At 46.4% G+C, this 22,658-nt stretch carries 16 protein-coding genes; 8 read left to right on the top strand and 8 right to left on the bottom strand.

The window, feature by feature from the left end; translation table 11 throughout:
- Positions 1 to 230 precede the first annotated feature (230 nt).
- Positions 231 to 4,109, top strand: coding sequence for a sugar-binding domain-containing protein (locus QUA01_RS20530; protein WP_333092327.1), 3,879 nt, complete (start codon positions 231 to 233; stop codon positions 4,107 to 4,109).
- 41 nt (positions 4,110 to 4,150) lie between these two features.
- Here QUA01_RS20530 and QUA01_RS20525 read toward each other — a convergent pair whose 3' ends face one another.
- The 6 genes from QUA01_RS20525 to dnaK form a co-directional block, all read right to left on the bottom strand.
- Positions 4,151 to 4,396, bottom strand: coding sequence for an HNH endonuclease (locus tag QUA01_RS20525; RefSeq protein WP_193972755.1), 246 nt, complete (start codon positions 4,394 to 4,396; stop codon positions 4,151 to 4,153).
- Complete coding sequence (locus QUA01_RS20520) at positions 4,393 to 4,734, bottom strand: KGK domain-containing protein (protein WP_333092328.1); 342 nt, start codon at positions 4,732 to 4,734, stop codon at positions 4,393 to 4,395. The genes QUA01_RS20525 and QUA01_RS20520 overlap by 4 nt, the downstream gene beginning before the upstream one ends.
- Before the next feature lie 290 nt (positions 4,735 to 5,024).
- Entirely contained in the window at positions 5,025 to 5,228 is a 204-nt protein-coding gene (locus QUA01_RS20515) for a hypothetical protein (protein ID WP_333092329.1), read from the bottom strand.
- A gap of 37 nt (positions 5,229 to 5,265) precedes the next feature.
- A complete protein-coding gene (locus QUA01_RS20510; RefSeq protein ID WP_333092330.1) occupies positions 5,266 to 7,701 on the bottom strand; it encodes a dynamin family protein in 2,436 nt (811 codons plus the stop codon).
- A 503-nt stretch (positions 7,702 to 8,204) separates the two neighbouring features.
- Positions 8,205 to 9,266: a DnaJ C-terminal domain-containing protein gene (locus QUA01_RS20505; protein WP_333092332.1), complete on the bottom strand. Its 1,062-nt coding sequence runs from the start codon at positions 9,264 to 9,266 to the stop codon at positions 8,205 to 8,207.
- A gap of 124 nt (positions 9,267 to 9,390) precedes the next feature.
- The gene (gene dnaK / locus QUA01_RS20500) at positions 9,391 to 11,511 is read right to left on the bottom strand and encodes a molecular chaperone DnaK (RefSeq protein ID WP_333092333.1); all 2,121 of its coding nucleotides are present in this window, start codon (positions 11,509 to 11,511) and stop codon (positions 9,391 to 9,393) included.
- A 271-nt stretch (positions 11,512 to 11,782) separates the two neighbouring features.
- Here dnaK and QUA01_RS20495 point away from each other — a divergent pair, with 271 nt between their 5' ends.
- The 7 genes from QUA01_RS20495 (at position 11,783) to crtB (ending at position 19,077) form a co-directional block, all read left to right on the top strand.
- Entirely contained in the window at positions 11,783 to 13,033 is a 1,251-nt protein-coding gene (locus QUA01_RS20495; protein ID WP_333092335.1) for an FAD-dependent oxidoreductase, read from the top strand.
- 178 nt (positions 13,034 to 13,211) lie between these two features.
- Complete coding sequence (locus tag QUA01_RS20490) at positions 13,212 to 13,388, top strand: hypothetical protein (protein WP_333092336.1); 177 nt, start codon at positions 13,212 to 13,214, stop codon at positions 13,386 to 13,388.
- Between the two features lie 168 nt (positions 13,389 to 13,556).
- On the top strand, positions 13,557 to 13,679 hold the full coding sequence (locus QUA01_RS20485; RefSeq protein WP_333092337.1) for a hypothetical protein: 123 nt from the start codon (positions 13,557 to 13,559) through the stop codon (positions 13,677 to 13,679).
- Positions 13,680 to 13,829: 150 nt separating this feature from the next.
- A complete protein-coding gene (locus QUA01_RS20480; protein ID WP_333092339.1) occupies positions 13,830 to 14,918 on the top strand; it encodes an SPFH domain-containing protein in 1,089 nt (362 codons plus the stop codon).
- A 188-nt stretch (positions 14,919 to 15,106) separates the two neighbouring features.
- Positions 15,107 to 16,315, top strand: coding sequence for a hypothetical protein (locus QUA01_RS20475; RefSeq protein WP_333092340.1), 1,209 nt, complete (start codon positions 15,107 to 15,109; stop codon positions 16,313 to 16,315).
- 250 nt (positions 16,316 to 16,565) lie between these two features.
- Positions 16,566 to 17,939, top strand: a complete 1,374-nt coding sequence (pds, locus tag QUA01_RS20470) for a 15-cis-phytoene desaturase (protein ID WP_333092341.1) — start codon at positions 16,566 to 16,568, stop codon at positions 17,937 to 17,939.
- Positions 17,940 to 18,147: 208 nt separating this feature from the next.
- On the top strand, positions 18,148 to 19,077 hold the full coding sequence (gene crtB / locus QUA01_RS20465) for a 15-cis-phytoene synthase CrtB (protein WP_194065592.1): 930 nt from the start codon (positions 18,148 to 18,150) through the stop codon (positions 19,075 to 19,077).
- Between the two features lie 46 nt (positions 19,078 to 19,123).
- Here crtB and QUA01_RS20460 read toward each other — a convergent pair whose 3' ends face one another.
- A complete protein-coding gene (locus QUA01_RS20460; protein WP_333092342.1) occupies positions 19,124 to 19,594 on the bottom strand; it encodes a hypothetical protein in 471 nt (156 codons plus the stop codon).
- A 312-nt stretch (positions 19,595 to 19,906) separates the two neighbouring features.
- Positions 19,907 to 22,633 carry a valine--tRNA ligase gene (locus QUA01_RS20455; protein ID WP_333092343.1) on the bottom strand — a complete coding sequence of 909 codons (2,727 nt, stop codon included), beginning with the start codon at positions 22,631 to 22,633 and terminating at the stop codon, positions 19,907 to 19,909.
- Positions 22,634 to 22,658 lie beyond the last annotated feature (25 nt).

Here is a 22,658-nt window from a genome sequence, read left to right as displayed (position 1 = left end):
GAAGTCATCAGTCAACAGTCAACAGTCATTAGTCATCAGTCATCAGTCAACAGTTAACAGTCAGAAGCAAAATAGAATCTTTTTCCCACTCTCCCCATCTCCCCCTCTCCCACTCTCCCCCTCTCCCCATCTCCCCATCTCCCACTCTCCCCTCTCCCCTCTCCCTCTCCCCTCTCCCTCTCCCCAGTCGCCGGAACCGAGCAATTTATGGAGGCTGCAGCTTATGATAAATGAAGGGACAAATTTGCTCCACCCATGTCTGGGAGAAACTTAAGGTGAATCACAAGCTGGCAAAAATTATCGGATTATTCTTCGCAGCCGCCACCGTCTTCGGATTCATGGGTTACGCGCTTCAAAATGCCAATTCGGTCAGTAACAGTGCGATATCGTCGATCGGCTTTCCCAATCTTACCATCGCGGCCATTCGGGCGATCGACAACAAACGATCCCAAATCTATCTCAACGGAAAGTGGCAATTTGTCCCCGCAGTTGGCAACACCCAAAACCCCCCCGTCTCCCCAAGTTGGGGTTCTATCTGGGTGCCTGGAGACTGGCAAAAAGAAAACAACCAATCCGTACCCGGAATCATCACTCGCGGCAGCGGCAAAGATTGGGAAAACTTCAACCGCGAACAACTATCAAAAGCTTGGTACCAACAAACAGCCAACATTCCCGACAACTGGAAAAACCGCCGAATTTTTATTGACTTAGCCAGAGTCAGCACCGATGCAGTAATCTTTGTCAACGGCATTAACTGCGGTCAAATCGAATGGCCTTACGGTACTGTTGAAATTACCAAAGCAGTCAAACCAGGTGACAACACCCTATCTATTTTAGTCGCGGCAGTCTCCGAAGAAAAAGACAAAGCCGTGATTATGAGTCCCACAGAAATTTATACAACAAAATCTAAGCTACAATCGCGGGGAATCATCGGCGAAGTGCGACTCCTCAGCGTTCCCCCAGGCCCGCTAGTCAGCGACGTATTCGTCCAAACATCCACCCGAAAAAAGCAAGTTAAATTAGATATAGAACTCAAAGACGTTTCCCAAAATGGGCAAGTTCAACTAATCGCGCAAATGCTCGATGAACAAGGCAAAGTAGAACAAAAATTTATAGGCACCGCCACCGTCAAAGCCAAACCAATTCAAACAGTAAAAGTGCAGTGGGACTGGCAAAATCCCCGCATTTGGGATCTAGAAAAACCCAACCTTTACACCCTGCAATTAGAAGTAAAAGGCAGCGGCATCGACACCCAATACAACCAACCTTTCGGCTTCCGCGAATTTTGGATAGAAGGGCGCAAATTTTTCTTCAACGGCACAGAGTTTCGCCTCCGCCCAATCTTGCACTCAGATGGTTCTTGGGAAAGCGGCATAGTAGAAGTTGCTGATAAATTAATTGAAAACTACATGAAAGCAGGTTTTAACATAGTAGAAACCTGGCCTTGGAATCACGACGAACGGGGTCGGTGGCACTTTCGAGAACTGTTATCAGAAAGAGCTGATCTCAAAGGTTTTCCAATTATGGTGCCGGCCTTAGATATTAGTCCGATCGCTTGGAACGGCAAGTGGAAAAACTCCCTATATAGAGACCGCTGGAAAGCGCGAATGATGACAGAAATGCGCCGTTACCGCAATCATCCATCAGTATTAATGTGGGCAACAAGTCCTAATTATTTTGGCAATAGTGAAGACCAAAATCCCCGCCAAATCGGCAAAAGCAAAATAGAAGGAACTCTCAGGAAATGGGACAGAGATCCCATGCCCATCAAGACTCTCTTCGGCAATGATGCTTTAGCTGCTATTAAATCAGCCGACCCTACCAGACCCGTGATGGTACACCAAGGAGCAAACTTTGGCGATGTTTATGCACTGAATTCTTATTTAAATATGATTCCGCTGCAAGAGAGAGAAGAGTGGATTTCCGAATGGAGTAAAACCGGAGAAATGCCCTACATGGTAGTGGAATTTGGGACACCGTTGCACGTCACCATGATGCGAAACCGCCAAGGTTTTAGTCAGGCCATTCTCAGCGAACCTTGGATGACTGAGTTTGCGGCAATTTATTTGGGCAACCAGGCTTATGAGTTGGAAAGTACGGCTTATAAAGCTAAAATTCCCGAGCAATTTGTCAAAGGTCAAAAGTATAAAAGCTGGCACTTTAACAAGGATTTAGATTTTGCACCAGCTTTTCAAAAGTTGCAGGAGTTATTCAGCACAAATACTTGGCGGAGTTGGCGGACTTTTGGAATGTCTGGAGGGATGATTCCTTGGAATGACGGACACGGTTGGGAACTTTCTGATGCTGGCAGAAATAAGGTGGATATGGGGGCATTTCAAGCGGGGCAGCGAGGAGTTTATTTGAAGCAAGTCTCGAATAATTATTTGAATTACTTGCAGCCAGAAGCTTACACTATTCATCCGGGCGGCGAGGCAATTATGAATAATAATAGCTCGACTTTGGCTTGGATAGCTGGTGCTAATCCGGTATTTACTGCCAAAGACCATAACTTTTTTGTGGGCGGGAAAATGGCCAAGCAAGTAGTGTTAATTAACGATACCAGGACACCGCAAGAATTTGCATTTGATTGGCGGGTTTTGGTGGGAGGGAACGAAGTAAAAGAAGGCGAGAAGAAAGGAGTTATTCAGCCAGCAGCCACGCTATTCTTCCCAATTGATGTAAAATTACCAAATACCGTTTACAGCAAGACTGACGGCGAAATTCGCTTGACTGCGCGAGTGGGCGATCGCCCGCATTCCGATAAATTCGCTTTCCGGGTGTTTACCAATGGAAGCAAAATCAAAGATGAGGTTGCAATTTTCGATCCAGTCGGCAAAACATCGGCAATGTTAAAACAGCTAGGTCATCAGCTTGTGCCGTGGAACGGTAATGCAGAGGCAACCACGGGGGGATTGCCCCTACTAATTATCGGTAGGGAAGCGTTTTCTAGCGGGGAAAAATTGCCTGGAAGTTTAGAAAATTTTGTACGCAATGGCGGCAAAGCAATTGTATTTCCCCAAGGGCCAGAATGGCTGGAAAACATGGGTTTCCGGGTTGCCCCCCACGTCAGCCGCCGCGCTTATCCAGTTGATAGCAACCATCCTGCAGTTATCGGTTTAGACGGTGAAGATTTGCGCGATTGGACTGGGGAAAGCACGCTGCTTGAAGCCTATCCAGATATGATGGAAACAGGCGTAAAAATTAGTCCGGCACGTATGCCTTGGTACGGCTGGCATTGGGGAAATCGCGGCGGTGTCAGCAGCGCTGCTATTGAGAAGCCACACCGCAGCGGTTGGCGCCCAATTTTGGAATCTGAGTTTGATTTAGCTTATTCGCCGCTGATGGAATTGGATTATGGAAAAGGGCGGTTGATTTTAAACGAGTTGGATTTGGAAGATCATTATTCTGTAGATGGTGGGGCGGCGCAGTTAGTGCAACAAATTATGAGTTACGGGATGACTTCTCCGGTGCTTGGAAAGCCGGATAAAGTGGTTTTAATTGGGGGAGACAAGGATGCCCAAAAGCTGGACAGTTTGGGGGTATTTTATCAGCGGGCTAATGCGCTTTCTGAGGATGTGGGTTTGGCAATTGTGGGGGCCGAAGCGAATCTGAAAGATGCCGATTTGGGCGGTTATTTGAATGCTGGCGGGAAGGCGTTTTTCTTGCCGCGTCAAGTGCCTGTGGCGGCGTTGGGCGTGGGTTTGCAGCAGGCGAAGGATTTCGGTGGTTCGCTGGCGGTTCCGGGTTGGGATGAGGTGAAGGGGCTTAGCAGTTCAGATTTGCGATCGCGCTCTTTTTATGATACTTGGTTGATTAAGTCTGGGGGAGAAATCGGTGCTGACGGTTTGTTAAGTCGGGTAAAAGTTGGCAAGGGTGTGGCGATTTTTTCTCAGATTGACCCGGACAGTTTGAATGCGGATGATAAGACTTATTTGCGTTTTACTCGCTGGCGGCAAACTCGGGCAAATGCTCAGATTTTGGCTAATTTAGGGGCGACTTTTAAGGCGGATGGATCTGTGTTTAACGGTTCGAGTCGGGAGTTTTATCACTGGGATTATAAGGCGGATTTTGAGAATGGGGACGATCCTTATCGATATTATCGATGGTAGGAGTTTTTAACCACAGATTAACGCGGATGTTATGGAGGATATCACAGGTCAAAGTGTCGCTTAAAGCGCGGGTCTAGTTTGTCGGTTTTCCTTTGGTTACAGGGGCGGCAGAGGGTTTGCAGGTTGCTGATGTCGTTGCTGCCGCCGCGCCCTAGGGGGATGATATGATCGATCGTCAGTTCTGCTTCTAGTTTGGTTTGGCCGCAGCTTTGGCACTGGTATTTGTTGCGAGTAAATACGTATTTTCTGACTTCGGGTGGAATACGAATTCTAGGGGTTTTAGTCATGAATTGTGCGGTTGATTTTCCGGGTTTAGTAGTTGGCGGCGCAAATCGTCAAGGGGTGATTCTGGAGGGCTAATTTCTAATTGATTGTTTTCTGGTGTTTCTTCAACTTTTGGTTCATCTGGACAAAACTCTATAGTGACTCTGATTTTAACTTTACCTTTTTGCCAACCTTTAGCCCCTATTTTTAAGGCTTCACAGTCTATCCCGTCACCAAACCATTTTTGTTCCTCGTTACATCTAAGCTGCGGATTATATTTACGGGTATTTATTTGTAATCCTTGAGTTTTAAATAACTCCGTAAGTGCACCTTCTAGGTGATAATTAGTTGCTGATTCCATTACTTACCTAAACTTACCTACTTTGAGCATCGTAGAACCAAAGGAATAAACATCATCATTTCCGTAATTTTCTAAAAAAATATGTTCTTGCATATTGATGGTTGATTTTTTCAAAAGACTCTATTAACGATTATCGGGTATCGCCTTATTTTTGGCAAGAACCGGGCGAATAGAATTCGCGTCTACACAAACAATGTCCGCCTGCGCGGACTAAAAATGTTTTCAACCCGCGCAGGCGGGTTTTGTCTGTGTAGCCGCGATTTCCAATCGCCGTAATTCCGATCGCTACATCACCGCGCCGTAAGTTCATCGGCAAATATTTCGTCATAAATGTCATTTTCCGCACTCAGCCAATCTTGATAACCTTGAGATTCAAGCATCGGTTGAAAAGATTCTTTCCCTGTTGTCAAAAACAGCGCGAGGTTGAGAAGTATTGCCAACTTATCATCTGGAAGTTGCTCGATTATTGTTAGAAGTTTTTGGCGAATGTTCATATAATTAAAGTCGCTCTTTGCTGGCTATTATAGCACATTACTCAAAATCCACCGCAACGCTATTGTTTTCTACAATTACAGGCAACAAATGCTCGTGCAACTTCATCGCCCGCAAACAATCATTAATCCCAGAAACCGCCCGATCGTACTCTTGAATTTTCTCTTCATTCTCATCTTGCAGCCGCCGATTCTTGGCAATTTTCTCCTCAGCTTCCTGTGCTAAAGTTTGTTCCAAATAATCGCGGGCTTGACTGTATTTCTGCAAAATATCATCAGCTTGCTGTTCCGCCATCGGTAACAAATGCTCTTTCAGCGTTTGGTTGACAGTTTGGCGGAAAGTTTGCCGAATAGTTCTAGATACTTTTGGCTCAAAATCTAGCCGCAACAATTGCCGAATTGCCGGTTGCGCGTCCACCATGTTTTCGCAATCGTAACCTTGAGATGTTTGCTGTAATGTTTCCCGGAATTGGTAAATCGAAAACGTTCCTTCGTCGTAAAAACGGGGACTTTCTCGCACGTAGCGATCGCACTCCACGCCCGCCGCATTCACCAAAGCATTAGAAACCCGCTGCGACAACTCCTCTAACTGCTGTTCAATTCCCCCATCGTTCCCCAACAACCGATAAAGCAATCGATAGTATTCCGACTTGCGAACGCTGTCTTTCAGATACTGGAAATAATTATCAATCAGTGACTTAGTAGCCTCTACTAAAATATCTTCCAACTGATTCGCTAAATAATAAAGCGCTTCCACTAAAACAGCAATTAAAGGTGCTGTAGCATTGCGGGGATGAGTCATCAAAGTGCGTCCGTAAGCCGCCTCTACCGAAAATCCGTCTAACAATTCATCCAAGCGGCGGATCATCCTAGATTGCAGTTGTCGAAAATCAATGTCAAAGATATCGCATTTGTTCATAATCATTTCATTGATTTCTTTGGCGATATGTTCCCGAAAATCTTGTCCAACTTGCTGCAATTCTTGATTTAACCGCAAAAGTTCTTGGGCTTTCATCGCTTCAATTTCGCGGGGCTGGCTGTCCAAACTCCGCTGGATTGTTTGGTATTGTTTCCGCAGTTGAATGCACAAATCTTCTAAATCGTCAGCGAGATTTTTGAACAGTTGCGGGCGCTTTTCTTTGGTGAGATAATCGGTGATGGCTGTGCGAAAATCTTCGATGCCGCTATCTTGAATTAATTGCTGGATTAACGGTTGACCTTGTTCTGCAAGAATCCGCACATAGTTTTGATTTGGGGTTTCGTAGCTGTTAACTGAAATCCGAAATTGGCTAGCAGATAGTTTACCAGAATTGGCGCAGTAGCGGTTAAATTCGTTGACAAATTGCGGTGTGTCTTGACTATTTTCGCTGTTGTTACCCGAATTTGTGTCTGCATCAAGGCGATCGCGACTTTCGGCAAATATTGTATCCAAACCAAAGCGATCGCGCCCGGTTGTCCCTCTAATCAAACTCCCGTAAAATCCCAGCAACCCGCTGGTTTTATAGACTCTGGTAGTGTCGCGAAAGTCGGAATTAATCAGATTTTCTAAGCGCTGTCGCAGTTGCGTGTTGTACCAAGTTTCGTCAATGCGGTTGAAAATGTAAAACAGCCGATCGCGAATTCCCGGATTCGATCGCGTTTTCTCCATCAACTCCGTCTCTTCCGTCGTCATTTCCCCAGACGACGCAGCCTTCAAGACACAAACAACCGCCGAAGTATCCGGGCTTTCAATCTTATCGTAGGTCAATTCCGCATCCTGTTTGACAGGCGCATCAATTCCCGGCGTATCGATAATAATATTACCATCTTTCAGCAGCGGATGGTAACAATAATATTCAACTCGCTTCAGCACAGCACTGTTGCTACCGCGCCGCGCATAACTAGCAGCTTCCTTGAGATTGGAAAAGTTAAACTGTTCCATCGAATAAGTAGCGTTATCGACAGTTTGGATGCGCTCGCGATTAGCTTCAAAACCTTCTAGCAACAGTATCAAAGCCTTAGCTTGTTTGGCTAGCTCCGATTTATTTTCTCCGCCTTCCTTTTCGATAATTATCAAACATCCCTGAGATAAAATCTTTACTACATCTATGTGATTAATATTGATTTCAGTAGTTAAATTCAACTGCTCGCACAGAGCATAAACTTGAGTCCTAATCTCAACTTCGCTCAAAAAAGTGAGAACAACGCGCTCTTTTTGGGCCGATTCAGCATAGGCGATGTAACACTCAGTACCAGTTGCGTGTCCTTCAGCACTGTAGAGCAATTCTCGCTCCAACAAAGCATTAATCAACATCGATTTTCCTGCACTAAAAGCGCCCGCAAACACAATTTTAAATTCAGGAGAAATTGCCTTTTTTAGAGACGCTTGTACCGCCGTAATATCTTGTTGTCGCAAAGATGGTTCTTGACGCAGTAGTTGCAGTAAAGTGTCAACTTGCTCTTGTAGATTGTTGCATTGGGGCGGCATTTGAGTCATGGCGGCAGACTTCTCCTGATTGTCGAAAAATTACTTTAGTTAATCCTGGACGCACGGGGGTTCAGAAACCGGATTTTTTGGTTAAATATTCAGTTTTAGCCGACAGATTGAGTAAAAATTCCGGTTTCTTGGTCGGAGTGGATCTAGGATTACTTGTTGTTAATTTTCGACTAATTCAGAAATAATTGCAACAGTAATTTTACTTAGGTTATCGAGGATTGCTTAATAGAATTAGTAGTAATACCAATTTGATCGAGTAGCGCTAGATATTACCCCCCAACCCCCCCCGCGAGTTCGGGGGGGCTAAGACTTCATCCATAGCACATCTTTAGAAAAATGGTACAAGGAACAAAAATTAAATAAATTAAACATCTCGCACACTCCTCTGTTTCCCTAAGCAGCGAGGTCAACAGAGGCTCTTCCTCGCCCCAGAAGCATTACCAGGCAGAGCCTGGTAACGAGCCATTGTCATTTTTAAGGTACGCATTGCGCGCACTACAGAATTAAACCGACAAATCTTGACGCGGTTTAAAAGTTTCAATCTGCCGCAATTTTTCGTATAATTCCCGTTCCTCTTCACTAATTTCCTTGGGAATTAACACCTGAATTTCTACTAGCTGATCGCCCCGATCGCCATTTCCAGTCGGATAGCCTTTATTTGCCATCCGCAACCGCTTTCCAGACGTTACTCCCGGCGGTAGTTTCATCTTCACAGGGCCATCCAGCGTCGGCACTTCCACATCTCCACCAAGCACCGCTTCGCAGGGTGTCAGCAGCAATTGGCAGCAAATATCCGACATTTCCAAGCTAAAAAAAGGATGGGGAGAAACTGTGATTTTCAAGTACAAATCGCCGCCGCCAATACCTTGATTTCGCAGGCGAATTTGCTGGCCCGATACCATCGCCCCAGGCATATTTACCTCGATCCACCGCCCGTCATCCAAACGAATGCGCTCGGTACCGCCGGAATAAGCTCTTTCCAAAGGCAGAGTCAGCCTGGCCTCGATGTCTCTTCTGATTTCGCGATCTTCTATTTCTCTAGTTTCGCGTCGCATTTCGCGATCGTCAAAATCCCTTCTATCTTCCCGATAATTAGCAACATAACTTGTTTTCTTAGAAGCCGTACTCCAGGGTTCCGAGGCGGGAACTCGCGGTGCATCATTCGCCGTCGCCATCCTCACTTCCCGTCGCCTTCCAAGCACTTGATCGAGAAATTTATTAAAATCCGAGTAATCGCTAAAATCGATATCTTCGGCTGGTTTTTGGCGGCTAGCTTTGTTATTTCCCCAAGTTTTGAAGTTGGGAAGTTTTACGCCTTGTTTCCCTTGAAATCCTTTTTGTTTCCAGAATTTACTAAACTGATCGTATTGAGCTCGCTTTTCGATGTCGGAAAGAATATCGTAAGCTTCATTAATATCCTTAAAGTTATCTTCAGCAAATTTGTCACCCGGATTCACGTCTGGGTGTAACTGTCTCGCCAGTCGGCGATAGGCTTTTTTGATCTCATCAGCCGTAGCGTCTCTGGGAACTCCGAGTATTTGATAGTAATTACGAAAATTTTGCATAGTTAGTCATCAGTCATTAGTTATTAGTCATTAGTTATTAATTATTAGTCATTAGTCATTAGTCATCCTGCTTCCCCGCTTCAAACTAGGGACTAATGACTGGGGACTAATGACTAACCACTAATTACAGCCAATCGTCATCATCATCCCAGTCGTCGCTTTGATTTTGATAGGGGCGAGTGGGGCGATTGGTGCTGGTTCTACGATCGCCCTGACGATCGTATGAACGATCGCGATCGTCAGGGCGATCGTAGGAGCGATCGTAGGAGCGATCGCGATCGTAGGGGCGATCGGGAATTGGATCGACAGTCGATCGCCTGTACGGCTTAGCATTGGTATAATAGCTGCTGTCATCGCTGCGGCGCTTAGTACCGTCGCCCGTAAAAGTGCGCTTCACAGACTCAAAGAAATCATCATCATCGTCATCCATCGCAAACGCTGCAACTTCGCGGTTCAAATCGTAAAGAGCATCTTGCAAATCCGAACCAACTTGGTCAACTCCCCGTTCGTCGTTGCGTTCCAAACTGTCTCGCAACTCCCGAATTAACGTTTCAATTCGCTGGCGGCTTCTTTGAGCAAACTGCATTCCGCGATCGAGCGCCACCTCTCGCAACTGCCGCTCAGCTTGATAAGCCAAAGCCTCAGCGCGATTGCGTTTTTCGACTTTTTCCCGCTGCAACTTATCAGCTTGAGCAAACTGTTCCGCATCGCGAATCATTTGATTCACTTCCTGCTGAGAAAGCGTCGAAGCACCTTGCACAGTAATGCTTTGTTCCCTGCCGGTAGTTTTGTCCAAAGCAGTCACCAACAGCATCCCGTTAGCATCAATATCAAAAGCTACTTGTACCTGCGGAATCCCTCGCGGTGCCGGCGGAATTCCACTTAGTTTGAACCGTCCCAAAGACTTATTATCTCTACCTAATTCCCGTTCCCCTTGGATGATGTGAACTTCTACCACAGTTTGGTTGTTTTCGGCAGTGGAAAAAACGTCCGATCGCCTAACAGGAATAGTAGTATTCCGAGGAATCAGTTTTTTCATCACCCCGCCGATAGTTTCCAAACCCAGAGAAAGCGGCGTTACGTCCAACAGCAGCACATCGCGGACATCCCCCGCCAAAATTCCCGCCTGAATTGCCGCACCCACCGCCACAACCTCATCGGGATTCACATTTTGATTCGGTTCGCGATCGATCAAACTGCGAACAATTTCCTGCACCAAAGGAATCCGAGTCGAACCGCCGACCAACACAATTTCATCAATCCGAGAAGGATTCAAATTTGCATCAGCCAAAGCTTGTTTCACCGGACGGCGCATCCGCTGCACCAAATCGCTGCACAGCCCTTCAAATTGACCGCGAGTCAGTCGCGTTTCCAAATGCAAAGGCCCATCTTCATTCGCATCGATAAACGGCAAATTAATCTCGGTAATCCCGACTCCCGAAAGCTCAATCTTAGCTTTTTCCGCCGCTTCGATCAACCGCTGCAAAGCTTGGCGGTTTTTTCGCAAATCCACGCCTTCTTTTTCTAAAAATTGTTCGGCCAACCAATCAACAATTTTCTGGTCAAAATCATTGCCGCCCAATTGAGTATCGCCGCTAGTTGCTTTGACTTCAAATACTCCGTCTCCCACGTCTAAGATAGATACATCAAAAGTACCGCCGCCCAAATCAAAAACTAAGATTGTTTGACTTTCTCTTCTTTCCAAACCGTAGGCCAAAGAAGCCGCCGTCGGTTCATTTAAAATCCGCTTCACATCAAGTCCGGCAATTCTGCCAGCATCCCGCGTCGCCTGTCGCTGGGAGTCGTTGAAATAAGCGGGAACAGTGATTACAGCCCCCGTGACTTCTTGTCCGAGATAGCGGCTGGCTTCGTCGGCCAACTTCCGCAACACCATCGCCGCAATTTCCTCTGGGGCAAAATCTTTTTTCAGGCGAGGGCATTTGATTTTGATGTTTCCGTTGTCGTCGCGGCGAGTTGTGTAAGGGACGCGCTTTGCTTCTGGAGTCAGTTCGGTATATTTGCGTCCGATGTACCGTTTGACAGCGTAAAAGGTGTTTTGCGGGTTGAGAACAGTTTGGCGTCTGGCCATCTGTCCGACAAGGCGTTCTCCTTCTTTTGTGAAACCAACCACCGAAGGAGTTGTCCGCATCCCTTCTGCGTTGGCAATCACAACCGGTTTGCCGCCTTCCATGACGGCTACTACTGAGTTTGTCGTTCCGAGGTCAATGCCAACTACTTTTCCCATACGTCCGTTGTCTCCTGTGGCGTTGTGTGTAGCTTTTTAAATATAAGCGTTAAGTACGATCGCATTTATTGTACCTTGTCGAGCCACGGGGCTGCGGGCGGTTCTCTCACTCGTGGCTGAAATGGTTCGTAGTAGGGACTTGAGTCCGTAACAGCCGGCGGACTGAAATCCGCACTACAAACGATCGCACAGGATATAACTCCCATTCTCTAGCAAAGCCATACAATGTAAGTAATTAGCAAACTTATTCATCAAGCGGGAGCCGAAAAATATGGCTGTCAACTCGGTTGAGAATTCAGAATTCACTACAACTCATTCTGTCATTGACTCGCAGGAAACAAGCTGCTGCATAGTAGGAGGCGGGCCCGCTGGCGCTGTTTTAGCACTGCTTTTAGCGCGGCAAAACATTCCGGTGATCCTGCTAGAAAAACACAAAGATTTCGATCGAGAATTTCGCGGCGATACCCTGCATCCGTCAGTAATGGAAATTATGGATCAATTGGGAATAGCCGACAAATTACTGGAACTGCCCCATACCAAAATGCGTCGCCTCACCATCCAAGCAGGTGAAAATACTGCCGCCCTCGTAGATTTGAGCAGTCTCAAAACCAAGTACCCTTACATTACAATTCTTCCCCAAGTCAAGTTTCTCGAATTCATCACCGCCGAAGCGCAGCGCTACCCCAATTTTCAGCTAGTAATGGGAGCTAACGTACAAGAAATAATTATAGAAAATGAAATAGTGTGCGGAATTCGATATCGGGGACATGGGGGATATCATGCAGTGCGATCGCCCCTGACAGTTGCAGCCGACGGTCGCTTTTCCCGCCTGCGCCAATTAGCAGGTTTTGAACCGATTAAAACTTCCCCGCCGATGGATGTTCTGTGGTTCCGTTTGCCGCGCAGTCCCCACGATGTCAAAGATTCCGGTGTGGGAGGGCGAGCTGCAGGAGGTCATTTATTAGTGGTTATTGACCGCTTGGATTACTGGCAACTAGGTTATGTAATTCTCAAAGGCAGTTATCAGAAATTACGCGATTTAGGCATAGAAAATTGGCAAAAGTCAGTGGCTAAATTAGCACCAGAATTTGCAGATAGAGTCCAGCAAATCAAAGATTGGTCGCAAGTTTCATTTCTGTCAGTAGAATCGAGCCGCCTTCCCCGCTGGTATCGTCCCGGCTTGCTCTTAATTGGGGATGCGGCCCATGTCATGTCGCCCATAGGTGGCGTGGGAATTAACTATGCGATTCAAGATGCTGTCGTCGCGGCCAATGTACTGAGCACACCCCTGAAAAACCATCACTTGCACCTGTGGGATTTAGCAGAGGTGCAGCGACAGCGAGAATGGCCGACGCGCATCATTCAAGGATTTCAGTCCTTGATGCAAGACCAAATTATTAAGGGAGCCTTGGATAGCGATCGACAGTTTACACCTCCAGCTTTGTTGCAGTTGCCAATTGTCCGCAATATAGCAGCGCAATTAATTGCTTTTGGCGCCACTCGGGTTCGCGTGCAAGAGTAATGAGATACACCAATCTTAAATATAGAGGTAGCCTGAATGGCCGGATTAGAAGTATTGCAGTCAGTTGAGTTTTGATATCTAAAAGAGAAACAACTTAGTGTCTTAGATATAGCCTTTCAAGCTCTCATCTGAGGTACTATCCGGCATAGGGCATAGGCCTCCGCAGGCATACCTCACCATGCTTGAGAACCGCTATATCGAAACTTGGCAAGCACTCATCGAATGGTTAGAGACTTTAGAAGATTTGCAAATTGCCAAACAAGCATTAAATGAGTTAAAAGCTGCTGGTGGAAATCGCGATCGCACCTGTTGGTTAGATTGTGAAACAGTTAAAAATAAGCGGGATGAAGATTAGACTTGTATTGCATTAATTCGGAAAAAATCTTGAAATACATCTGCGTTTATTTGTATTTATCTGCTTGACATCTGCGGTTGACCGATAGATCCGGTCATTTATGCAATGCCAGTCTATTGAGGTGATTAGAAGATTAAATTTCCGTACAAACTGAAGGAACTCTCAGTTATGCAAAGTATTAAAGCGCGATCGCGCGTCGGTGCAGACGGGATGCTGCATTTGCAAATCCCCGTTGGTATCAAAGATACTGATTTGGAAGTTATTGTAATTTTCATTGAACCCGAATTGTGAGGGAAACCATTGCTGAGAGGGATTGAGGGAGTGAAGGGCGATCGCCCCCATCAGAGCGCGCCGATCGCACCTAAAAACTTTACAATGGCGATCGGGAACATCGATCGCTCCTATTGAAGTTAAAATTTAACAAAAGCTCAAAACAAATATATGGGACTCTTTGACAAAATTCGCGGCGAATTTATCGATATCATCCAATGGTTAGACAACACCAACGATACCATTGCCTATCGATTCGAGCGCCACCAAAACGAAATCAAACAAGGTGCTAAACTAACTGTACGACCAGGACAAATAGCAGTCTTTGTCAGCGAAGGCAAAGTTGCCGATGTCTTCGATCCTGGAATGCACGAACTGTACACCCGCAACTTACCCATTCTCAGCACTTTAAAAGGTTGGCCCTACGGTTTCAACTCTCCCTTCAAAGCAGAAGTTTACTTTTTTAACACCAAGATATTTACCAACCTGAAATGGGGAACCGCTAACCCTGTAATTATCCGCGATCCAGAACTCGGCCCAGTGCGAATGCGGGCTTTTGGCACATACAACATTAAAGTTTCCCATCCCGAACAACTTTTAAAGCAATTAATCAGCACAGACGGACTATTTCAAGTAGATGAAATTAGCGAACAACTCCGCAATACAATAGTCAGCTCCTTTGCCAATTGGGTTGGCAATTCCCGCGTTCCCTTGCTAGACTTTGCAGCCAACTACACGCAAATGGGCGAACAAATATGCATTGCCCTACAGCCAAATATCCAGCAGTTCGGGTTAGAATTAACTCAGATATTAATTGAAAATATCTCGATGCCGCCTGAAGTGGAAGCAGCACTCGACAAACGAGCCTCGATCGGACTTCTGGGAAATATGCAGCAATATACCCAATATCAAGCTGCTAACGCTATAGAAGCATCAGCAAATAACCCCAGCGGCGGCAATCAAGCATTAGAATTAGGCATGGGAATGGCAATGGGTCAGCAAATGACAAATATGATGCAGTCACCAGCATCGCAAACACCGCCGCCACCGCCGCCAATAACACAAACTCAGTGGTACATTGCCCCCAACGGTCAACAATTAGGGCCCTTTGAATTGCATCAACTTCTGCAAAATGGTTTGACACATCAGGTAATAGTTTGGAGGGCAGGTTTGGACGGCTGGAAATTAGCATCGCAAGTGCCGGAATTAGCCTCTTTGTTGGCAACAGTACCGCCCCCGCCCCCAACCGCAGCAGCCTAAAATTTTGGATCTTTAGTTAATTGGCAATTGGTAGGTTTTCCCGATTACCGATTGCCAATTACCAGTTATAGCGGTTCTCAAGCGTCGTGAGGTATGCCCAATGACCTGTTTTGCCAATGACCTGTTTGCCATATACCCAGTGACACCTCATCTTTCTGAGAAATGCTATATATCACCAATAAACTATTATGAATACTTCTGAACCTGGTGTTAAACGTTTTCCCTGTCCTAGCTGCGGGGCTTATTTAGAGTTCAACCCCCAAGCAGGAAAGCTAAAATGTGCTTACTGCGGCTGGGAAGACGCCATTCCCCAAACTGCGGAAGAAGTAAAGGAGAATTCCTACGAACAATATCTAAAAAACGATCGCACGGCGCTGACAACTTTATCCACAACAGCCCTGGAAGTAAAATGCAATAATTGCGGAGCAAGTATTACTTTTGAACCGCCGAAAGTAGCGGGTAGATGCCCGTTTTGTGCTTCTCCAATTGTGACGCAACCTGTAAAAGCCAGCCCTAGGGTGCAACCAGAGGGAATTATACCCTTTGAAGTTACTGATAAACAAGCCAGAGAAAGCATTCAGAAGTGGCTCAGCAAGCGCTGGTTTGCTCCTTCTGCTTTGAAATCTATGGCGCAACCGGAGAAAATTCAAGGGGTTTATTTGCCGTTTTGGACTTACGACTGTTATACGGTGAGTTACTATAAGGGCGATCGCGGAGAGCATTACTACGTGACTGAGAGTTATACAGAAACTAATGCTAACGGTGAAACTGAAACTAAAACTCGTGAAGTCCAACATACCAGGTGGTGGCCTGCTTCTGGCAGAGTCGATCGCACTTTTGATGATATTTTGATTCCGGCGACAACTTCAGTCGATCGCCCGCGTCTGGATGCACTGGAACCTTGGCATCTCAAGGAGTCATTGCGCCCTTACAATTCTTCTTATTTAGCTGGGTTTGAAGCACAGCGATCGCAAGTTTCTCTCCCTCAAGGATTTGAATCTGCTAAAAATGTCATGGCGGGTACTATTCATTGGGATGTTTGTAGACAGATCGGCGGTGACGAGCAGCGGGTTCACAGCGTTTCTACAGATTACAATGCTATCACTTTTAAGCATATTTTGCTACCAGTGTGGATGTGCGCCTATCGCTATCAAAACAAGCAATATCAAGTAATAGTTAATGCTCGCACCGCCGAAGTTCAAGGCGAACGTCCCTACAGTGTTTGGAAAATTGCTGGTGCTGTTGTTAGCGGTATCGTGTTTGCGGGTGCGATGTACCTATTGTTTAGTGGTAATTGGAGATATCTCCCTATTCCCGGCCTACCCGATCCCGACGAATACCAACCAACTTCCTTTGTGGGCGATCGCGCAAGATTGTCGGAAAAACCAGGTTTTTGAGTTGTGGTGGCGCGGCCTAGAAACCGGGTTTTTTGGCAATTTTTTCGATGAAAGCCCAAGATTGTCGGAAAAACCAGGTTTTTGAGTTGTAGTGGCGCGGCCTAGAAACCGGGTTTTTTGGCAATTTTTTCGATGAAAGCCCAAGATTGTCGGAAAAACCAGGTTTCTGAGTTGTGGTGGCGCGACCTAGAAAATGTAACGACTTGTAACGTATAATTAAGGCGAAGCGAACAGAGGGCAGTAGTATTAAATGCGAGTTGCGATCGCCGGAGCCGGCCTAGCAGGGTTATCCTGTGCAAAATATCTCACCGATGCGGGTCACACCCCCATCCTCCTAGAAAGTCGGGACGTACTCGGCGGCAAAGTAGCCGCTTGGAAAGATGCAGACGGCGACTGGTACGAAACCGGCCTCCACATATTTTTCGGTGCATACCCAAATATGCTCCAACTATTCAAAGAACTAGACATCGAAGACCGGCTGCAATGGAAAGAGCACTCGATGATTTTCAATCAGCCGGAAACACCCGGAACCTATTCGCGCTTTGACTTTCCGAATATTCCGGCTCCCTTCAACGGCCTTGTGGCCATCCTCAGAAACAACGATATGCTCACCTGGGCCGAAAAAATCAGTTTCGGCATCGGTTTGGTTCCGGCGATACTTCAGGGCCAGAAATACGTTGAAGAAATGGACAAATACTCCTTTTCCGAGTGGCTCAAAAAGCAAAACGTCCCCCCCAGAGTCGAAAAAGAAGTATTCATCGCCATGTCCAAGGCGCTGAATTTTATCGACCCCCACGAAATATCTGCAACCATTCTGCTGACAGCCCTCAACCGCTTCTTGCAAGAGACAAAAGGCTCGAAAATGGCTTTTTTAGACGGTTCCCCTACGGAGAGGTTGTGTCAGCCGATGGTAGACTACATAACTGAGCGCGGTGGCGAAGTCCGGCTGAATGCACCCATCGGGGAATTTTTGCTCAATGATGACAACACGGTGCGCGGTTTCCAGATTCGGGGTGTCAAGGGGGCAGAGTCAGAAGTTCTGACGGCTGATATTTACGTTTCGGCGATGCCGGTTGACCCGCTGAAGTTGATGATGCCGAAACCTTGGGCCGAAATGGGTTATTTCAAAAAGCTCGAAGGTTTGGAGGGTGTACCGGTGATTAATGTACACTTGTGGTTCGATCGCAAGTTAACAGATATCGACCACTTGCTGTTCTCGCGATCGCCCTTGCTGAGCGTCTACGCCGACATGAGCAACACCTGCCGCGAATATGCCAACCCAGACAAATCCATGCTGGAACTGGTACTCGCACCGGCCAAAGACTGGATAGGCAAATCTGACGAAGATATCGTCGCAGCCACAATGGTCGAGTTAGAAAAACTCTTTCCCGACCAAATCCCAGAACCCGCCAAACTGCTCAAATATCACGTAGTCAAAACCCCACGTTCCGTCTACAAAGCCACTCCCGGCCGTCAAGAGTGCCGTCCCACCCAAACCACTCCCATTAGCAATTTCTATCTAACGGGGGATTATACAATGCAGCGTTATCTTGCGAGTATGGAAGGTGCTGTGCTTTCTGGTAAGCTGACAGCGCAGGCTATTTCAACGGCCAATAACAAATGAAAAATTAAGAATTTTTCATAAATACTGGGATTTGCGCGCGGGCGACGTGAAACCGGGTTTTTAGCCAAAATATTTGCTGAAAACCCTCAATCTCGGTTCAAAAACCAGGTTTCTCGGTTCGGATGCGTCATTCCTAAAGACGTAAAAGAATCTCCCGTTGTCTCAACGGGGGAATGTCAGTTCTAATCTTTAAATTTCTTATTCTCGGATGCTGCAACTGTCAAAACTCCAGTGCATGAGAACTCTGGCTTCTTTGGAAGAATCCTACGAATTGTGCCGCCAAGTCACAGCGAGTTATGCCAAAAATTTTTATTTAGGCACTCAACTCATGCCCGAAGCCAAGCGTCGGGCTATCTGGGCGATTTACGTTTGGTGCCGCCGCACCGACGAACTCGTAGACGGGCCAGGTTCTGAGGCCACAACCCCTGAAACTCTAAATCTGTGGGAAAAACGCCTAGAATCATTGTTTGCCGGCCATCCCCACGACGATTACGACGTGGCTTTGGTGGATACCTTGTCTCGTTTCCCGATCGACATTCAGCCGTTTAGAGAGATGATTGCGGGCCAGCAAATGGACTTGTACCGCAGCCGCTACGAAACTTTTGAAGAGCTCAATCTTTACTGTTATCGAGTAGCGGGTACTGTCGGGCTGATGTCGATGTCTGTAATGGGTGTAGACGAATCGAACCGGGCTGCCAACTGGAATTGGCACTGGGGAAATAAAATTCCCAAGGAAGAAGCAATCGCCCTCGGTATAGCCAAGCAGTTAACTAACATTCTGCGCGATGTCGGAGAAGACGCCCGTCGCGGCCGCATTTACCTGCCCTTAGAAGACTTAGCGCTGTTTAACTACACCGAAGAAGATTTATTCAACGGTGTGATTGACAACCGCTGGCGGGAGTTGATGAAGTTTCAAATCCAGCGAGCTCGCAAATTATACGCCAGCGCCGAGCCCGGAATCAAAGTTTTGAGTCCCGATATCCGCTGGACAGTGTGGGCTGCTACGATGTTGTACAGCAGAATCTTAAATGCGATCGAACGGAATCAGTACGATGTTTTCCAGAAGCGGGCTTATGTCAGCAATTCTCAGAAATTGCTGTGTCTCCCCGCCGCTTGGATAAAGTCAAAAGTGCTTTAGCCTCCGGCAATATTGCTTCGATATCAGTCCGCGCCGGCGGACTTTGTTATGGCGCATCAAAATTCTCTTCGGAGGGCTGATTTTTGCTTTCCAGCAATTCTTTTTCCTGCTGGAGTTTGGCTTCTAAATTTTGAATTTGTTCGCGGCGGGCTTCAAGTTCGATCGATCTGCGAGACAATTCTTGACTTTGCAAAGTGAGAGATTGGCGGCACTCTTCTGCTTTCTGGGCTTCTTGCTGCCAAAAATCGGGAGTAAAGCCTGTGGTTAAATACTTTTCAACTAATTCTAGCACCCAGTTTGTAGCTGTTTGAACCTGCAAAATGTGGCGATTTTCGCCAATATCTGCTAATACTAGCATTCCTTCATTTAACACATTTTGATTACAATTTGGCGGCACTATCAAGACAGTTTGTTCGGGAAGAATAGCCCAAGTCTCATCAGCATTTTGACAGACCAGTAATTGCAGACTTATTTCACCTAAAATATCCTTTTTTTGTACTTGGGCTAAATATAGCATAGGGGTTATTGGTTATTTGTTATTGGTTATTTGTTATTGGTTATTTGTTGTTTGTTGTTTGTTATTGGTTATTTGTTATTTGTTATTTATATATCTCGCTTGTGGCCGAGACTCGATCCCGCTAAATCCCCCTTAAGAAGGGGAGTAGGGGTTGACTTTGAGCGCTCTTGTCCCCCCCTTTTTTAGGGGGGGTTAGGGGGGATCGAGAGGATGGGGACTCAGATAGAAGACTGATACTACCTTGACTGTAGAATTTAGATGCGCCTCAACTTAGCTGTCAACTTTCAACTGTCAACAATCAACCGTTAACTATTAAAACAACTTTAGCCGATCGCGCAAAATTTCCGCCTGTTTTTCGGCTTCAGCCAAAGCATCCCGCGCCCCCTGAACCACATCAGGAGTAGCCTTATCCACAAACTTCTGATTAGTCAAACGCGCCGCAGTATGCTTAATTTCAGCTTCCACCTTGCTCAACTTCTTCTCTAATTTACCGCGCAAAGCCACCAAATCCACCACCCCAGCCAGAGGAATCAATACTTGTACAGTACCGACAACCCCAGCAATTGTCTGTCCCAAATCTCCATCCAAACTAGCAGTAACAGTCAGATTTTCCACCTTAGCCAAATCTTTGATGTAAACGCTTCCATCCGAGAGAATTTGGCGTTCCTTCTCGCTTTCGCTTTGCAAAATCGCCGTCACCTTCACACTGGGTTTGATATCAGAATCTGCCCGCAAATTACGAATAGTGCGAATTGTCCCGAACAACAACTCAAACTGCTGTTCCAAATCAGCATCAATTAGCGAGATATCTGCTTCAGGATAAGCTTGCAAAGCCAAACATTCACTATCACCTGTTTGAGTCAGAGTGTGCCAAATTTCCTCAGTAATGTGCGGCATAAAAGGATGCAGCAATTTCAGAATTCCTTCCAACACAAAAGCAAAAGTTTGCTGCGCGACTTTCTTAGAATTTGGTTCAGCATCCTGCTGCAAGCGAGACTTAACTAACTCAATATACCAGTCGCAAAAATCGCCCCAAATAAACTCGTAAAGATTCTTAGCCGCTTCTCCCAAGCCGTAAGTTTCCAAAGAATTGCGGCTTTGTTGCACAACTTGATGATAGCGAGAAAGAATCCAGCGATCGCACAATTCCAAACTACCGCCTTCTACAGCCGGACTTCCCAACTGCTGCGGAGTCTGTCCTTCCAGATTCATCATCACAAACCGGGCCGCATTCCACAGCTTATTTGTGAAATTCCGGGAAGCCTCGACTGATTTCGATTCATCAGTTTTGCGATCGTACTCCATGCGAATATTTTGACCGGCCCCTACCACTTCCTTAACCAAAGTGTAGCGCAAAGCATCAGTCCCGTACTTACCAATTAACAGCAGCGGGTCAATACCGTTATTTTTACTCTTAGACATTTTTTGACCTTTTTCATCCAACACCAAACCGTGAATGTAAACAGTATCAAAAGGCATCTTTTCAGTAAAATGTCCGGCCATCATCGTCATTCTAGCAACCCAGAAAAAGATGATATCAAAACCAGTCACCAGAGTAGTTGTGGGATAGTAAAAATCGAAATCCTGAGTTTTTTCCGGCCATCCCAAAGTAGAAAAAGGCCACAATCCAGACGAAAACCAAGTATCCAATACATCTGGATCTCTGACCAACTCAACATCTTGCCCAAATTTAGCCGCAGCTTTTTCCCTAGCTTCAGCTTCAGTTTTAGCCACCACAAACGGCGTTGTGTCGGTAATTTCGCCGTGAGTTTCGCTAACAGCATACCAAGCCGGGATTTGGTGTCCCCACCACAATTGTCTGGAGATACACCAATCTTTTAGCTTCACCAACCAATCACGATAAACCTTTGTCCATCTGTCAGGAACAAAGACAGGTGAGTTACTTTGATCTAATGCTTCTAAAGCGCGTTGAGAAAGAGGATCGATCTTGACAAACCATTGAGTAGATAGCAACGGTTCGACTGGAACTTTGCCGCGTTCGCTATAGGGAACTGTGTGCTTGTAATCTTCTATTTTAACTAAAAACCCGTCAGTTTGTAACCGCTTCACCACATTTTTGCGGGCAACAAATCGGTCTTGTCCTTGGAACTCTCCGGCATTTTCATTTAAAGTGCCGTCCTTATTCATAATGTTAATAAACGGCAAATTGTGGCGCTTGCCCATCTCGAAGTCATTCGGATCGTGGGCGGGAGTCACTTTGACACAGCCAGTTCCGAAAGTTGGGTCAACTAATTCATCGGCAAAAATTGGAATTTCGCGATCGAGAATGGGCAAAGTGACAGTTTTACCGATAAGATGCTTATAGCGATCGTCCTGTGGATTCACAGCCACCCCAGTATCGCCCAACATCGTCTCCGGCCGAGTCGTCGCCACCTCCAAATAACCGGAACCGTCCGTCAAAGGATAGCGGAAATGCCACAAATGCCCCTCAACTTCCTGCTGGTCAACTTCCAAATCCGACACAGCAGACTGACTCGCCGGACACCAATTCACCAAGTAATTGCCGCGATAAATCAGCCCCTCATCGTAGAGGCGAACAAAGGCTTCTAAAACCGCAGCGGATAAGCCTTCATCCATCGTAAAGCGTTCTCGCGACCAATCGACAGACACGCCCAAACTACGCAGTTGATTAGTAATAGTATTGCCAGACTCAGCTTTCCATTCCCAAGCCCGTTCTAAGAATTTTTCTCGTCCTAAATCGTGGCGAGTTTTGCCTTCTGCTTTGAGTTGTTTTTCGAGAATAGTTTGAACTGCGATGCTAGCATGATCCGTTCCCGGCAACCACAGGGTATTGCGTCCAGTCATGCGGTGATAGCGGACGAGGACATCAATCAGCGTCTCCTCAAAAGCGTGTCCCATGTGGAGGCTGCCGGTGACGTTGGGTGGCGGAATGACGACGCAGTAAGGTTCGCCGCCGGCTTCGGGGTCAGCTTTGAAGGTTTGATTGTCTTCCCAGTATTTTTGCCACTTGGTTTCGGTGGCTTTGGGGTCGTATTGGGGTGGTAGGTTTGCGGTCATGGTGGCTTGAGGGTTTTATCTTATT

Origin of the sequence: Microcoleus sp. S36a_B3, from assembly GCF_036700745.1 — a bacterium.
GTDB lineage: Bacteria > Cyanobacteriota > Cyanobacteriia > Cyanobacteriales > Microcoleaceae > Microcoleus.
Note: the sequence above shows the minus strand (reverse complement) of the source record. Positions and strands in the feature narration are given on the sequence as shown.